The sequence below is a fragment of the Pseudoalteromonas sp. GW168-MNA-CIBAN-0100 genome (genome assembly GCF_040309225.1).
Lineage (GTDB): Bacteria > Pseudomonadota > Gammaproteobacteria > Enterobacterales > Alteromonadaceae > Pseudoalteromonas > Pseudoalteromonas arctica.
The window spans coordinates 1-15,655 of sequence record NZ_JBEOOL010000039.1 but is presented as its reverse complement, the minus strand read 5'-3'; the positions used below and the strand labels follow the sequence as shown (position 1 = coordinate 15,655).

Annotated in this window: 18 protein-coding genes; 12 read left to right on the top strand and 6 right to left on the bottom strand. The window is 38.2% G+C overall.

All coding sequences use genetic code 11. The features are described 5' to 3' along the window. Positions 1-24 precede the first annotated feature (24 nt). Genes AAEY62_RS18355 through AAEY62_RS18335 form a run of 5 tightly spaced genes read left to right on the top strand, consistent with a single transcriptional unit; the run spans position 25 to position 3,544 of the window. Positions 25-690 (top strand): hypothetical protein, encoded by a 666-nt coding sequence (locus AAEY62_RS18355; RefSeq protein WP_007581045.1) that lies wholly within the window; start codon positions 25-27, stop codon positions 688-690. A gap of 1 nt (position 691) precedes the next feature. After that, the gene (gene bepA / locus AAEY62_RS18350) at positions 692-2,149 is read left to right on the top strand and encodes a beta-barrel assembly-enhancing protease (protein WP_007581042.1); all 1,458 of its coding nucleotides are present in this window, start codon (positions 692-694) and stop codon (positions 2,147-2,149) included. A 53-nt stretch (positions 2,150-2,202) separates the two neighbouring features. Then, the gene (gene arsC / locus AAEY62_RS18345; protein ID WP_007581040.1) at positions 2,203-2,550 is read left to right on the top strand and encodes an arsenate reductase (glutaredoxin); all 348 of its coding nucleotides are present in this window, start codon (positions 2,203-2,205) and stop codon (positions 2,548-2,550) included. Next, entirely contained in the window at positions 2,550-3,104 is a 555-nt protein-coding gene (gene wrbA, locus AAEY62_RS18340) for an NAD(P)H:quinone oxidoreductase (protein ID WP_007581039.1), read from the top strand. Before arsC ends, wrbA begins: the two co-directional genes overlap by 1 nt. Next, positions 3,101-3,544, top strand: coding sequence for a DUF2069 domain-containing protein (locus AAEY62_RS18335; protein ID WP_007581036.1), 444 nt, complete (start codon positions 3,101-3,103; stop codon positions 3,542-3,544). The genes wrbA and AAEY62_RS18335 overlap by 4 nt, the downstream gene beginning before the upstream one ends. An 82-nt stretch (positions 3,545-3,626) precedes the next feature. Here AAEY62_RS18335 and AAEY62_RS18330 read toward each other — a convergent pair whose 3' ends face one another. Both AAEY62_RS18330 and AAEY62_RS18325 read right to left on the bottom strand, forming a co-directional pair. After that, a complete protein-coding gene (locus tag AAEY62_RS18330) occupies positions 3,627-4,964 on the bottom strand; it encodes an ankyrin repeat domain-containing protein (RefSeq protein ID WP_010555074.1) in 1,338 nt (445 codons plus the stop codon). A 230-nt stretch (positions 4,965-5,194) separates the two neighbouring features. After that, entirely contained in the window at positions 5,195-5,788 is a 594-nt protein-coding gene (locus AAEY62_RS18325; protein WP_007583914.1) for an MlaC/ttg2D family ABC transporter substrate-binding protein, read from the bottom strand. A 244-nt stretch (positions 5,789-6,032) separates the two neighbouring features. Here AAEY62_RS18325 and AAEY62_RS18320 point away from each other — a divergent pair, with 244 nt between their 5' ends. After that, entirely contained in the window at positions 6,033-6,569 is a 537-nt protein-coding gene (locus AAEY62_RS18320; RefSeq protein ID WP_165728195.1) for an acyloxyacyl hydrolase, read from the top strand. 126 nt (positions 6,570-6,695) lie between these two features. Then, entirely contained in the window at positions 6,696-6,842 is a 147-nt protein-coding gene (locus AAEY62_RS18315) for a DUF2897 family protein (RefSeq protein WP_121954333.1), read from the top strand. Between the two features lie 53 nt (positions 6,843-6,895). On the opposite strand, the gene AAEY62_RS18310 is transcribed toward AAEY62_RS18315, so the two are convergent. Together AAEY62_RS18310 and bamC are read right to left on the bottom strand one after the other, a co-directional pair. Next, the gene (locus AAEY62_RS18310; RefSeq protein WP_007583911.1) at positions 6,896-8,266 is read right to left on the bottom strand and encodes a YjiH family protein; all 1,371 of its coding nucleotides are present in this window, start codon (positions 8,264-8,266) and stop codon (positions 6,896-6,898) included. A gap of 66 nt (positions 8,267-8,332) precedes the next feature. After that, positions 8,333-9,394 (bottom strand): NlpB/DapX family lipoprotein, encoded by a 1,062-nt coding sequence (gene bamC, locus AAEY62_RS18305; RefSeq protein WP_024591010.1) that lies wholly within the window; start codon positions 9,392-9,394, stop codon positions 8,333-8,335. Positions 9,395-9,753: 359 nt separating this feature from the next. On the opposite strand from bamC, the gene AAEY62_RS18300 reads away from it, so the two are divergent. Continuing rightward, positions 9,754-10,287, top strand: coding sequence for a glycine cleavage system transcriptional repressor (locus AAEY62_RS18300; protein ID WP_007583906.1), 534 nt, complete (start codon positions 9,754-9,756; stop codon positions 10,285-10,287). 11 nt (positions 10,288-10,298) lie between these two features. Continuing rightward, complete coding sequence (gene bcp, locus AAEY62_RS18295; RefSeq protein WP_350635728.1) at positions 10,299-10,778, top strand: thioredoxin-dependent thiol peroxidase; 480 nt, start codon at positions 10,299-10,301, stop codon at positions 10,776-10,778. Between the two features lie 509 nt (positions 10,779-11,287). Here the strand turns inward: bcp and AAEY62_RS18290 are convergent. After that, a complete protein-coding gene (locus AAEY62_RS18290; protein ID WP_350635726.1) occupies positions 11,288-11,836 on the bottom strand; it encodes a GNAT family N-acetyltransferase in 549 nt (182 codons plus the stop codon). A gap of 107 nt (positions 11,837-11,943) precedes the next feature. Here AAEY62_RS18290 and AAEY62_RS18285 point away from each other — a divergent pair, with 107 nt between their 5' ends. Together AAEY62_RS18285 and AAEY62_RS18280 are read left to right on the top strand one after the other, a co-directional pair. Continuing rightward, positions 11,944-12,258, top strand: coding sequence for a hypothetical protein (locus AAEY62_RS18285; protein ID WP_121954335.1), 315 nt, complete (start codon positions 11,944-11,946; stop codon positions 12,256-12,258). A 4-nt stretch (positions 12,259-12,262) separates the two neighbouring features. Beyond that, positions 12,263-13,684 (top strand): SNIPE associated domain-containing protein, encoded by a 1,422-nt coding sequence (locus AAEY62_RS18280; protein WP_121954336.1) that lies wholly within the window; start codon positions 12,263-12,265, stop codon positions 13,682-13,684. A 462-nt stretch (positions 13,685-14,146) separates the two neighbouring features. Here the strand turns inward: AAEY62_RS18280 and AAEY62_RS18275 are convergent, their stop codons facing one another. Then, positions 14,147-14,890 (bottom strand): class I SAM-dependent DNA methyltransferase, encoded by a 744-nt coding sequence (locus AAEY62_RS18275; protein ID WP_350635723.1) that lies wholly within the window; start codon positions 14,888-14,890, stop codon positions 14,147-14,149. Positions 14,891-15,326: 436 nt separating this feature from the next. Here AAEY62_RS18275 and AAEY62_RS18270 point away from each other — a divergent pair. Beyond that, positions 15,327-15,655, top strand: a 329-nt coding sequence (locus AAEY62_RS18270; RefSeq protein WP_350635721.1) for an IS110 family transposase, incomplete at its 3' end; no start/stop codon positions are given.

The following is a 15,655-nucleotide window of genomic DNA, read 5'->3' as shown; positions in this document are numbered from 1 at the left end:
ATAACTAGCAGTAAGGATAAGTTAATGCCTGGCACGCATAATAAAGCGCAACTACCCAGTAATCCAACACTCAAAGAGATTAATTGGTTTAAAAAGCAAATTAACTGGGGCGAACTACCTCCTTTTTATCACCTTGTTGCCTCATCAATAAGCGAATCTGAAGGGATTTTAGATCATGGATTCGATAATGCAGTTAAACAACTTATAGATAAACGCAATTGGAACTTAGATCTATTAGAAGGCCATGAAGACAGCCTTGGTGTAATACACACTAAACATAAGCCACGTATTGCGCTGCACCAAGTTTTTACCGACAGAGGCTTTGAGCTATGGGCACAGCCTTATGCTAAAGATGTTATTGTTGACCAATACATAAAAAATAATCGCTTTATGGAGTTTAGAGTGTGGGATCCACATTCAATGAAAAACCTGATCAGAATAAGTCAGTTACATAAGTTTATTGGCTTTTATTTTGAACGGGGCGACAAAGCAGATAAAGCCATTATTTTACATGCACATAAAGTAGTACATAAAATTATTACTTTTTTGCAGCGAGAATTGAACGTTGTAAAGCTTGATGGAGTCACAATAAAAGAACTATACCAATTGTGCGAAAAAGACAGCCGTGCAAGCAGTGACGAAATAGACATAGCCAAAATTGCAATTGGCGAACAAATTAACAAGGAATAAAATGCAGCTAAAATCAGCATTTATCACTTTATGCAGTGCCGCGCTTACGTTTAGCTTATTAGTAAGCGAACCTTTAAAAGCGCAAACCAATTTTACACTTCCTGATTTAGGAACATCTGCATTACAAGCACTGCCACTTGAAAAAGAACAAGCTATTGGCGAAGTAATGATGATGCAAATACGAGGTTCATCGCCAGTTATAAACGACCCTGTGCTAGATGAATACCTCACGACTATTGGCCGTAAACTTGTTGCTAATGCTAACGATGTACGTTTTCCGTTTTCGTTTTTTTGGATAAATAACTCAGAAATAAATGCGTTTGCATTTTATGGCGGGCATGTAGGTGTACACACCGGGTTAATAGCTCAAGCCGATAACGAGAGCCAGTTTGCTTCGGTACTTGGTCACGAAATTGCTCACGTAACACAGCGCCACTTAGCACGTAGAATACAGCAGCAACAAGATAACAGCGCGCTGACCATTGCCGGTATGATTGCAGGTATATTAGCAACCGTTGTTGCACCCGACGCGGGTATTGCCATTATATCTGCCAGCCAAACACAATCTGCTTTTAGTCAGTTAACGCATAGCCGCTCAGCTGAGCAAGAAGCTGACCGTATAGGCATGCAAACACTTAATAATGCAGGATTTGATCCCCGTGCATCGAGTGAGTTTTTAACTAAACTTGCAGCGCAAATTCGCTATAAATACAAGCCACCAGCATTTTTGCTAACTCACCCATTACCAGAGAGTCGTGTATCAGATGTACGTTTGCGTGCAGAGCAATTTCCTGTGCGCCTTATGAATGCGAGCCTTGAGTTTAATTTAGCAAAAAGTCGAGTGCTTGCCCGCTATGACAACAAACCAGAAAACGCAGAAGATCTATTTAGAAAGCTACTGCGCGAAAATACCTACAACAACACTGCATTAAAGTATGGCTTAGCCATAAGCTTGCTTGATCAAAAAAAGCTTGATGAAGCAGCGCCAATATTAGACGAGCTTTTAAAAAACGATCCTAAAAACTTATTTTATATAGATACCCATACCGATTTACTTATTGCACAAAAAAAGGCAGATGAAGCCGTTAAGTTTTTAGCGGATTTAAATCAGTATCGCCCTAATAATCAGGTAATTACACTTAACTATGCCAACTCAGCACTTGAAGCTGAGCAATATGAGCTTGCTGAAAATATTTTAAAGAGTTTTTTACTCGAAAAGCCAGATCATAACTTAGGCAAACAACTCCTTGCTGATGCGTATAAAAAACAAGATAAATTAGCCTCTTATCACGAAGCTAACGCCGATGTATTAGCGCAATATGGTGCTTATTTAAAAGCCGCAGACGAAGTACAAAAAGCACTAAACTTTGTAGAGCCTACTCAACTTGTAAAGCAACAACGTTTAAAAGCACTACTTACCCAGTATCGACTTTTACAAAAAGAGCTTGCAAGACTTTAAGTCTGCAAGCGCTTACCCTAAAATAGACGCAATTCACACTTTGGAATCATTTTATGTCTGTTACTATTTACCACAACCCACGTTGTTCTAAATCACGCGAAACGCTAGCACTACTGCAAAGTAAAGCAATAGAGCCAAGTGTTGTAGAGTATTTAAAAACGCCTCTTACACACGAGCAAATTTCAACGCTTGTAATCCAACTTGGTTTTTCATCCGTACGTGAATTAATGCGCACAAAAGAAGATGACTACAAAGCGCTTAATTTAAAAGATGAAAGCAGTGAATCAGCATTAATAGATGCCATGGTACAAAATCCAAAACTAATTGAACGCCCTATTGTAGTGAATAACAATAAAGCAGCGATTGGTCGTCCACCAGAAAACGTACTAAGCGTTTTATAATGAGTGCAACCATAGTGGTGCTTTATCACTCAAGCCATGGCTCAGTTGAAGCAATGGCTCATGAAATAGCAGAGTCGATAGAGCAACAAGGTGCTACAGCACTGCTTCGCACCTTTGTGGCTAAAAATGCGCACGACATTGTGATCACCAAAGATGATTTAATAAATTGCGATGGTTTAGCATTTGGTACACCAACCCGATTTGGCATGATGGCCTCTCAAGCTAAAAGCTTTTGGGAAACCACCAGCGACTTATGGTTAAAAGGTCAGCTAATAGATAAGCCAGCATGTGTGTTTTCGTCATCAAGCAGTATGCATGGTGGAAATGAAGCAACCTTACTTAACTTATCTCTGCCACTATTACACCACGGTATGATGCTACTGGGCGTGCCGTACGATGTACCCGAACTACTTGCAACACAAACAGGTGGAACACCATACGGTGCAACACACGTTGCTGGCAGCGCTAATAGTGCACAGCTAAGCAAAGACGAAATTAAAATATGCCAAAGCGTTGGTAAACGCCTTACTCACATTGCGAGAAAACTTAAATGAATACAGCTGACAACCCAGCTAAAAAGCCGATTACAGTAAAGTTTCAGCGTGCCGCACTATTTGGCTATGTAGGTTTACTTGTTCTTATTCCACTGTGGATGTATTTTGTGCCACCTCTAAATGGTAATGCGAGTTTAGTGTCTTTATTTTTGCCTATTATTCCGTTACTACTGCCGCTAAGAGGCATAATTAAAGATAATACATACACTTATGCGTGGGCTAACTTTGTTGTAATGCTGTATTTTATTCACGGACTTACCATGCTGTGGGCAGCGCCAGATGAGTTAATTTGGGTATTACTAGAGCTTGTGTTTGCCTCTTCAATGTTTATTGGCTGTACTTACTACGCAAGACACCGCGGACAAGAACAAGGTTTAAAAATCCGTAAGCTTAAAGAAGAACTAGCTGAAGAAAAAGCAGCAAATGAGCACGGTAAATAAGGCTTAACCATAAACGGTTATAAATACAAAAAACGCGCTTAAATTGCTTTAAGCGCGTTTTTTATTAGCTGTTTAAAAGTGACTAAACTAAATCACTTAAGGCAGCTAGCACCACAATACTCGCCAACCCTATTTGAGCAATTAAGCTAATAAACGAAAAGCCTCTAAGCACAAATAAACCCCAAGGGTGTTTAATATGTGGATATAACGCACAGCGTTTTAAAGTGGTCGCAAAGAAAAAACAAATCACTGCCGCCATAGTTAAACTCAGCGTCAGCTCACTTTTAATAGAGAGTGTTTCATCAAAAAAGAAGAACAACTGCAAAGGCAGCAATATAGTGACAATAGCGTGCAGCACATGTACTTTTTTAATGCGATCAAACTGCCCTTCTGGCGAAAGCTCTTTAATACCAAAGTCACGCTCTAAACATTTAACCAAGTTATTAGCTTTAATACTAACCGCCAAACGGTAACAACTTAAACCTTCTTTATTGCGCGCTCTAAAGTTATAGCCCGCTTTAATAAGCAGCACCATTAACGATTCATTTTTAGCAAATACAGCGTAATGAAGTGCTGTGTTACCTAAATTATCAACCGCTTTTTTGTCTTGCTTTGCAAGTAGCGTTTCAACCACATTTACAAAGCCTTTTTCGGCGGCCCACATAAAAGCTGTTTTATTGTTTTCATCAGCAAGAACACCTGTAGCGCCTTGCTCAATAAAACGCATTGCCATTGTTTGCTTGGCTGTTTTTTTACGCAGGTGCGTTAATAATGCTTTTTCTAGCAGTACAACAGAGTCAACATCAGGAGAAACCTGTGTAAGCAACGTAAAATAGTCTTTACCCGCTGCTACTTTTTCGCTGGCAAGTTCAGAAAGAGTATCTAAATCAGCAATAGACTCTGGAATAAACGCACTTAAGCGCTCTCTAAAATCAACTTCTTTCCAAAGGGCTAATGTATCTTTTGCCGAAAGTTTACTTTTATTATTTAGCGCATGCTCAATTAACGTGAAATAGCGTTTACTAAAAAACAAATCGACTAAAGACAGTGGCGTATCTATGGTATTTTGTGCAGCCACACTTGCGTATTTTTCAAGGCGCTGGCATAGCATAAGCACTAAGCTTTCAGGGGTGTATTCATTATCGTAGTAATGGCTTTTAACCGCACTAATATACGCTTGTGCGTCTTCGTCATATTCAGAGATATGTTGAAAGTAACATTCTTCAAATGGTTCTAGCGGGGTTAGCCATGCCAAATAATAAATAGGCGGTAACACGGTGGTGCATACACCATCGTCTTCATTTGTAGAACGACAAGCAGGCCAAGCTTCCAAAGCATCTAAAATAAAGGCACCGTTTTGTTCTACCAGTCCTTTAATAAGTAATGGGTATTCCTTTGGCCAAATCAGTACATTTTCCATTAAAACAACACAACTCCAGTGTGGCTTGGGGGTGGTAAGTTATATCAGTTTTTAGCTGACACCACGCTTAATCAAAGTGTCGATATTCTAGCACACCTTTGTTTTGCTGCTAGCGCAAAATTACGCAATAACAACAATCCTTTACTTACAAATATAAAAACGGCCAAGTACATAAGTAATTGGCCGTTTTTGAGGTTGGAGTTGGGCTTAATCAGAGCCAGACAAATAGTCTATTTACTTTTTAACTCGCTAATAACTTGATCTAAACCCACTTCAGAAATACGTTGAATAATCTCTTTTTGCTTAGCACTTAATAGTGAAATACCTTCGGCAACAATATCGTATACTTTCCACTCATCATTTTTACCTAAACGAAGCTTAAAACTTAAGTCGATTGTAGGCGCATTTGGCTCAATAATTTGTGTATTAACTGTTGCGTACTCAGAGTCACTTTTTGCGTTATTACGCTCAAATACTACTTTTTGACCTGTGTACTTCATTAGTGCACCGGCGTATGTGCCTGTTAAGTAATGCTCTACTGCATCAATAAATTGAACTGCCTGTTCGCGCTCAATGCCTTTAATGTGTTTACCTAATAATTTAAACGACACAAACTTAACATCAATATGTGGCATTAAACGTTTTTCAACAATGGCAGCCATCGCTTCTTTACTTGCTGTGCCTTTTGAATTTACTTGGCCAATGTCTGCAAATAGCTTATCGGCTACTGATTCAAGTAACTGATCTGGCGATTGCTGAGTTTGTGCAAATAACGAACTACTAAAAAAAGCAGTGGCTAAAACGAATAGTTTAAAGAGTTTCATAATTGTATATGTCTGTGTGATTAAGATGGCTGTAATTTACGCGAACTATACGCAATAAAAAAGGCACAAATAAGCAACTTATTAATGCCCAAATCGCACCAATAAAATAACTAAAATAAATTCAAGCAGTTAGAAACCTCCATTAACAGCTCATATACAACCGGCATTTTGTCCTCATTGTAATTGTTAATAGGTCGCCCTTATCATTTAGTTATCACTTGAATCAGACAAAAATTTGGCACCTATGAAAACGTCACTTAAAACACTTATTATCTCTTTTGTATTAGTAGTTTCACTTTTTGGCAAATTTGCTTTTGCTCAATCGAACCACGGTTATGCCGTTGATTTTCTCAAAGGCGAAGGTAACGTAAACGGCGTTAAGCTTGCGTATCAGTATCATGCGCCTAGCATGCAAAATATAATTGGTGATGCACGCTTTTACTTTGAAACCAGCGTAAATATGTGGGAATACCGCCACGGCGATGAAACACAATCAAACCTAGTACTTGCTATGTCACCTGTGCTGCAATTTCCTGCTTTTAGTTTTAACAACACCCCATTTTATGTAGAGGCAGGGATTGGTGTATCACTGATTGATGAAACGCAGTTCGCCGGTAAAAACATAAGTACTCACTACCAGTTTGAAGACCGCATAGGCCTTGTTGCCGACTTTGGTCATACTAATGTTGCCCTTAGAGTTATTCACTATTCAAACGCAGGCTTTAAAGAGCCAAACCCAGGACTTAACTTTTTAACGCTTTCGGTAGCTAGACGTTTTTAAGGTTATTGATTGTGTTTAAAGTTATTGATTGCGTTTAAAATTATTGATTATGTTTTGAGTAATTTAATTGCTGTTATAGCGTAAAACGGTCACACTTAAACGTACTAAATATTAAGTGATACTGCGATGCAAACTTGGCATATTGTAATTATTGTCGCCGTTGTTTTTGCCATTATTATTGGTAATATTGCGCTAATTAGACTCTCTGCAAAAACGGAGTTTAAAAAGCCCAACGCCAATATTAAAAATACAACAGACACAAAAAAGCCCTGATTAATCAGGGCTTTTTTAATAATACCAATTCGCTTAATTATATTTTCGTTAATTTAGCCTACTAACCAATGCGCCATTAGCGCAATAACAGGTAAAGTAATTAGCGTTCGCAAAATAAATATAATAAATAACTCTAAAATATTTACCGGTATTTTACTGCCAAGTAAAAGTGCGCCCACCTCAGACATATAAATAAGCTGAGTTACACTCATTGCGGCAATAATAAAGCGCGTTACATCACTTTCAATTGTACCTGCTGCTAATATTGACGGAATAAACATATCAGCAAAACCAACCATAATAGTTTGCGACGCTGCTGCCGCTTCGGGTACTTGTAATAACTCTAAAAATGGCACAAACGGCATACCTAAATACTGAAATATAGGCGTATGCTCAGCAATGATCAGTGCAAATGTACCTACCGCCATAACCACAGGCAATACACCAAACACCATATCAAGCGCGTTATGTAAGCCCTCTTTTATAGTCCCTTTAACACCCGTTGAATTATCTGCTTTAGCTAATGCAACATCTAACGAATGACCAAATAAAGTTTTATGACCCGGAATTGTTTCAGCGTCTCTATCTGGCTCAGTACCATCAATCAGTAAGTCTTTTTTAAAGCGCAGTGGCGGTAATCGCGGCACAATAATAGCGGCAACAATACCGGCTAAACATACCGTTGCGTAAAACGGTGCAAATAAGTATTCAAGTTTAACTTGCCCAAGCACCACTAAACTAAACGTAATTGAAACCGCTGAAAACGTAGTACCAATAATAGCCGCTTCGCGTTGTGTATAGTGCTTTTGATCGTACTGCCTTGCAGTCATCAAAATACCCACACTACCATCACCTAACCACGATGCAGTACAGTCAACCGCACTTCTACCCGGTACACCAAATACAGGGCGCATTACTTTAGTCATTAACGTACCAGCAAGCTCTAGTAGACCAAAGTTAATTAGTAGCGGCAGTAATAAGCCCGCTAAAATAAATACCGAAAACAACACTGGCAGTAAGTCATTTAATACCAGCGCGCCAGTATTGGCCGAGGTAATCATCTCGCTGCCTAGACTTAAGTACGTCATTAAACCAAACGCCATACCAAATAAGCGCACCACCAGCCACGTCCAGCTCACATCAAATAAATGCTTTAACAAAGGTGAGTTACATATAGCGGCGGGTTTAAACACTTTAGTAATTACAGAAATAACCCCTGTAATACAAATAATGAGAGTAATAATTGCTTGAGCAGAACCAAGCATCATTGCTTGAACCGCTTTTGCCATAACGGCAATAGGAATGGTCATCCCTTGCGAGGTACTAATGGGTGTCATAAATAAAAACACACCAATTAACGAAGGAACCAAAAAAGTAAACCAAGTGCGCCACGTGTAGTGTGAACGATGAGGTAGCTGAGACATATTTATTAACCTATAAAAACCACAAAAAGAGCATAGCGCTCTTTTTGTGGTAAAACTTATTATTATTTAAATTTTAATGCCGCGCTGAATGAGTGCTGCTTCTAATGCTTGTTGTAAACCATTCATAGTACCTGGCTCAAGCGTTTCGCCTTTGTCATCCATCCACGTTAAGCTAGTACCGCCTTCTTTAGTTTTACTTACTAAAATTTGGTATTGGCCTTCATCAATAGGTAGTTGAGCTACGTCATCACCCCAAATTGAATCCCAAACACTTGTTTCAGGTTTAGTATAATCAGCAGTAATTAAGCCTGTATCTGGGTTAATTTCAACAATAGTGAACGACAAGCGCTCTAAAAATCCAGAGAAACGGTCAAACACAGCTTCGTAAGATTGCTCAGTTACAAGAGCTGCATTACCTTTGTTATCAAAGCCCATTTCAAGAGAAATAATACCTTGGCGTTTACGCATATCAACTTCAAGTTGACGGTAACGGTAATCAAACTCGCTCACTACTTGGTTAAGCGCGCGTACTTCTAACTGCTGTTTTAACAAATCAGTTAGCGTATGGTCGCCTTTAAAATCAATCAGCTCTACACGTAAAGACGCAGTACGCTGATGTGACTTTTCTTCAATAGTGAATCTAAATTTTTCTAAGTCATCGTTAACTTCATCGCCCCACCACCAAAAACCTTCTTCGGTTTTAATGATTGAGTACCAATCAGTTTCAATAGTACCTAGTAGCTTGTCTTCTTTAGTGGTTCCTGCATTGTTATCAGCGAGGACTGATTGAATCGTGTCCCAAAGAAATTCATCTAAATCAGCAATGCCATCGTTTTTATCAAAATAAATACGCGCTTGTTTATCTGTCTCTTCTACCCAACTGCCTTTAGCAATTGTTAATACTTGTGCCGGTGGGCGGTAATTTGTAGCTTCAGGATTGTTGTCGTATTGACCTACATCCATTTTATAAACTGGGTCTTGAGCTGGTTGAGATAACGACGTTGGTGCTTTTACAGGCTCATGCGTACGATAGTTACGTTCGTCATGTGCCTTATTAATAAATACACTACACCCTGATAAACTTACCAATACACTTACTGCAAGTGCTTTTGGGATCCAATACTGCACAGATATTTCTCCTTAGCATACCCTTTAATTGTTTTAACAAATATATGAGTGGGTAATGCCGATTTGGTTCAGTGTAAAATCAATATTAACTTTACATTTATTATTTGGCTGCCTAAATGCAATAAAGTTCAGCACTTCAACTTAGCAATAAAACTAAGCGCAAATAAGCAAATTTTAGCTATGGTACTTTCCCGTGCCAGTAAAAACAAGAAACACCGCACTTTAAAAGCGCTTAATTAGCGTGTGCTGTAGTTTAGAGCCCTTTTTGTGTTAAACTTCGCCGCCGTGCAACTTCTCGTGTGTATTTTTGGTGTTGCCAACTCGGTTGATATAATCCAAGTAACAAGGTATTTGAACTCATGACTGCATTTTCAAATCATCAAATTGTTTTAACAGCGATTGGCGAAGACAGACCCGGTATTGTAAGTGAACTAACCCAACTGGTTAGCGATTGCCACTGCAACATTATTGACAGCCGTATTGCTATTTTAGGCTGCGAATTTACCTTCATAATGCTACTTAGCGGCGACATGTCGGCAATAAGCCGCATAGAGCACGTACTACCAACTAAAGCCATGGAACTTGGCCTGCTAACCATGATGAAGCGTACAGCAAGTCATACTCCTAGCGAGTTTTGTGCAGGTTACACACTAGAATACACTGGCATAGACACCCCAGGCACATTGAGCAAAGTAACGCGCTTTTTTGCCGACAATAATATTAGTATTTGCTCACTTAAGTCAGACACTTATTCCCAAGAAGACAACATTAAAATGCGTTGTGAACTTGAATTCAACATACCTGTTGATGTAGATATAGATCAATTTAAAATTAGTTTTGAGAGCCTTTCTCACACACTAAACGTAGATTATATTTTTAAACGAATTCGTTAAGGATGCTAAACATGAACACAATTAGTCCATTACAAGCTGGCGATACTGCACCCGCTTTTAGCCTACAAAACCAAAACGACGAAACAGTAACATTAAGTGAGCTGTTAAAAGAGCAACAAGTGCTTGTGTACTTTTACCCTAAAGCGTCAACGCCGGGTTGTACTGTACAAGCCGAAAACCTACGCGATGAGCAAGCACAGCTTGCTAAATTTAACACCCGCGTTGTAGGTATTAGCCCAGATCCAATTAAGCGCCTTAAAAACTTTGAAACTAAAAAAGAGCTTAACTTTGATTTATTAGCCGATGAAGACCACGCCATTGCAGAAGCATTTGGTGTATGGGGCTACAAAAAGTTTATGGGTAAAGAGTACGATGGTATTCACCGCCTGACATTTTTAGTAGGTCAAAACGGTAAAATTAAACACCTATTTGATAAGTTTAAAACTAAAGATCACCATCAAGTGGTTTTGGATTATTTAGCAGCAGAATAAGTTTGTGGCTGAGTAAGTTAGCGGCAGAGTAAGTTACTCGCTGCTAGAAAAATACAGAAAAGCGTTGCTCAAGGGCAACGCTTTTTTTATGCCTATACATTTGCGCTATATAAAACTTAAATAGCAATAGAGTAAATAATTTGTTAAAACTGCCAAAGCACTTATTATTAGCACCTTGCCAATTGGATATTTAAACCTTGAATAAAAGCCTAAAATTTAAACTTTATTTAACTGCATTAATCATCTGTATTATTGGTTTTAACTTTTCAGAACCAAGTATGCAATTTTACTCAAACCCGTTTTATATTGGTAGTTTCGTTTTTGCCATTGCGCTTATAATCTCTGTAATTAATTACGCCTGCCCTGCCTGTAAGAAAAACCAAGTAATGCGCTCTATTTCTAGTTATAAGCTCCCAACTAACAACTGTTATAATTGCGGGAAAGAGATTGATGAGAAGAGTCATTAAATAGACGGAGTTATTACTGGAGAGTCTGGTATTCAGGGTTATTTATAAAGCCACTTGATATATATTAAGTTGTTGTCGTGTATTGCCAACCGATACAAAGTTTGGAATAGTACCAACTAAACTTGCACCTGATTTTAAAGCAATTTTAATACTAGCTACATTTTGTTCTAAGCATCTAAACTCAATTACTTTAGCGCTTGTATTTTTGAGTATGATTGGCACTCTCGTAATTACTTGACTGATAATACCATTTCCTTGTGCATCACTACTTAACCAGTAACCAAGCTCCGCTACATTCAACTCAGGACAAATAGACTTAACTGCAAAAATACCACTCAGATTATCTTTATAATAAATTTTAAACCACCGCGAACCATTTAGACCGCTGTTGACTCTGTCGAGTATGTACTTTTTAGCTGATTCAATATTGTTTACCCCTTCTACCCAAGGCAAAAACTTACCTAAACTTGCCCGACTTAAATTAACAGTCTTTAAAATGTCCGCAGCATCGCTTTCCAATAAAGGAGCTAATTTAATGTGTTCTGCAATTTGGATATGCAAGTGTTCTTCCTTGTGAGTATTTAATGACATAAATGAAAAGCGAAACATAAATAAACCTTATCTTAAGTACATGTTTGACCACACACTTTAAGACATATAATCTGTATTTTATGCTATTAAACAACGAGGATGTATTTGTGGCAAGAAGAGGCGGTGGTTTAAGGACTGCAATTAAAATAGTAAAGGCTATTGATAGAGCCAATAAAAATGCAGCAAGGGAGTCTGAGCGAAAAAGAAAAACATTATCAAGGGAGAAAGAAAGGGCTCTCCGAGAGCAGCAACGTGTAAATAAACATAAACAACGTGAGGCAAAAAAAACTGAACGTTTAAGCGTTTTAGAAGAGAAAAAAGCTTTTAAAACCTCGATGTCTGATGCTCAGCAAGAGTACCTAGAGAGATGTAAAGAACGATCTGAACTAAGAAAAAAATATATACAAAAGGAGTTAAAATAATATTATGGATAACTACACAATAATCATTTCAGTAGCGTCTATTATTGGTATCATTGTCGCTTATTTCATTGCAAATAATCAGGCAAATAAAAAATTATCAACATTCAAATCATTAAACGAAGCATTAATAATAACCAATAAAGAGTACGAAGAGCTTAAAAGCCAGTTACAAGAAAGTACTGCATTACTTTCTCAGTTAAATAAAGATACTGAAGCTCTTCAAGAACTAAAAAGGAATGAAACAAACTTAAAAAATGACTTAGAAAAATACACTGAAAAGTTGTCTTCATTAAAAATACAAGTCGAAGACACGCATTCAAAACTGTCAAATAATAAAGATAATATAGCTGAGTTAATGAGTAAATTAGACCTTTATACTCGTAACGAAGAATACATTGCTTACGGCCACTTCGAGACTCCAAAATATCTTTATGAAACTTCAGCTCGGTTTGCCGAAGAAATTAAAGACATTAGGCTGCAACAAAAAGATATGATTAGAGATAAAGTTGCTATTACTTACCCAGCATCTACCGTAATCTCTAAAGATAAGGCCTTCAATAAAAAAATATTGGAAGGACAAGTCAAGCTAATGCTAGCTGCTTTTAATATCGAATGTGATTTTTTAATTGGTAAACTTAGCCCTAGTAATTATGCAAGGACATTGGAGCGTATTGAGAAGCTTGCAAATTCAATTGAAAAATTAGCAAGTACATATGAATGTGGCTTTGATATAGATTATATCGAATTAAAGTTCGAAGAGTGTAATTTACAATATCAATACGCTCTGAAAAAACAAGAAGAAATACTAGAGCAAAAACTTATAAAAGAGCAAATGAGGGAAGAACAGCGAGCAATTAAGGAGTATGAGAAAGCAATTGCTGAAGCCGAGAAAGAAGAACAAATGTATAGAAAGATGCTTGATAAAGCTAGAGAAGAACTTTCTGGCGCTTCTGAAAGCGAACGAAAAATTATGGAAGATAGAATCTTTATTTTAGAACAGCAACTTTCAGAAGCCGAATCCAAAGAAGCAAGAGCAAAAAGTATGGCAGAGCAAACTCGCAAAGGCCACGTATATATAATTAGCAATATTGGTTCATTCGGTGAAGATGTATATAAAATAGGTTTAACTCGACGCTTAGAACCAATGGATCGAGTAAAAGAACTTGGTGATGCTAGCGTTCCTTTCCCATTCGATGTACATGCAATGATTTATGTTGAAGATGCCCCTGCACTTGAAGCGGCTTTACATAGAGAGTTTAATTCACAACGTGTTAACTCCGTAAATTTGAGGAAAGAGTTCTTTGAGGTTGACCTTGAATCAATACGTGAAGCTGTAGAGAAAATTGCAGGGATAGAGGCTGAGTTTAAATTAACTGCAATCGCTGAAGATTATTACGAAAGCTTACGATTACAACAAGCCGCTTAGGCTCTCAGGACATAGAACAACTTTACAAACCAAATTATAGCTCGGCTGTTTTGAGAAGTATCACCAATGTCGGATAAAACCTTTTTTATCCGACAAATATAATTCATGATTGTTGGGTAATAATAACGCTGACACCCATCCTAACTCCCTTCGCGAATAACGATAAAACGTGGACTTTTGGTTCAAAAATTAGCTTAAGTAGCAGCTTGGCTTGTTCAATTAAGATACCCGCTTTTTTATTGTTAATATTGACTTAACATTATGATTTTAATGTAAATAAAAACATAAAAAGTTATATAAATTAGCTATTTATATTCGCCGAAACTTAAATAAGTTACTGTGTCGGATGGCGTTTCGCTTATCCGACCTACGTTTTCAAATATATAATGCGGGGTTATTGGGGGCGTGGATATTGGAGATTCGTTGGGTTTCGCTACGCTCTACCCAACATACGTGTTTGTCTTAAATTTTTACGCAGACAAAAATGGCGTTGCCTGAGCGCTGTGCCCATGGGGTTATTTTGTCGTAGTCATGTTCAAATATGTGGATTTCGAAGTACGGTTTTAAGGCTTCTTTAAGCTCGGTATAACTAAAAGCAACCATTGGGTGCTCGTCGTGCCATACGAGTGTTTTGTCTGCGGTGGTTTTTTCTATATTGAGTTTTAATAACTGTTTACTGCCGCTGCCACTGTAGTGCCAACCAGAGCGAAATGTGAAGAAGCTATTTTCGCTTGTTGCTGTGTGCTCTACAAATGAATCGCTGTCGATTTTGTTTTTATCAACCGTGTTAAAGCAAAATATCCCACCTACGTTTAACGCACTGTGTACGCTGGCAAGGCATTCTTTTAACTTATTAATACCGTCGCAGTAGTGGATTGAATACAAAAAGCAGGTAATTAAATCCAAGGGCTCGGTTACTTTAAACTCACTCATGTTTTGCAACGAAAATTGCGCTTCTGGGCAACGAACTTTTGCTTTATCGAGCATTGGCTGGTTTAAATCAAGCCCACTACTTTTATAGCCGTAATCAATAAAGTGGCGTACATGCGGGCCGGTGCCACACGCTAAATCGAGATGGGTGTTTGCGCCATTACCAAAAATTTGGTGCAGCCTGTGAATAGAATTGCTTTGGGCTTGATAATCTATATCTGCGCACATTAAGTCGTAGTAATCAGAAAGGTCGGTGTAGAGTGCATTTGCGGACATATAAGCCTAGTGGTAAGTAGTAGAATATTTTTAAGTCGCGCATAGTAAACTAATTAGCACAATTAACGAAGAAGATATGAGCTTTAGGGTAGATGTAATCTTAGGTTATAAAGTTCAGGCTATAAAGTACAGGGTTGTCGGATGGCGCTTCGCTTATACGGCCTGTGTATTTAAATATTATAGAGCGTTGTTATAAAACGGTGTGGAATTGGAGGCTCGTTGGGTTTCGCTACGCTCTACCCAACCTTGTATCTCTTCTTGATGAGTGTTTAGCTAGCACTTGTCACATCGGGAAGACAGTGAGCTCGTACCCAACCAGAGTGTGAAAATGCTGTGACGTAGATTGAGCCCTGACTTCCTAACCTCCATTAAACTGAATGGTATCCTAGCGCCCCAACTAAGGGTGACGCTGCATGTACAAGGGGAGTAGATAGAGATGAAAGCTTTTATTGGCATTGATGTGGGTAAAGAAAAGTTAGATATTTCCTGGCTACGCGATGTAGTCAAAAGTAAAAAGAAAACGAAGATTTTTAAAAATAACCCGCAGGGCTATCAAGAGTTAGTTGCCTGGTTGATAAAGAATACAAATTTAGAAGCACAAGATATTGTTATTACAACAGAGCCCACAGGTGTTTATAGCGAGCCGCTGATGTATTTCCTATATGAGCAAGGATTTATTTTATTACATGTAAATCCTGGTAAAGCAAAACAGTACGCAAGTTCATTAGGGCTTGTCCATAAGACAGACAAGTCAGACGCCACAAT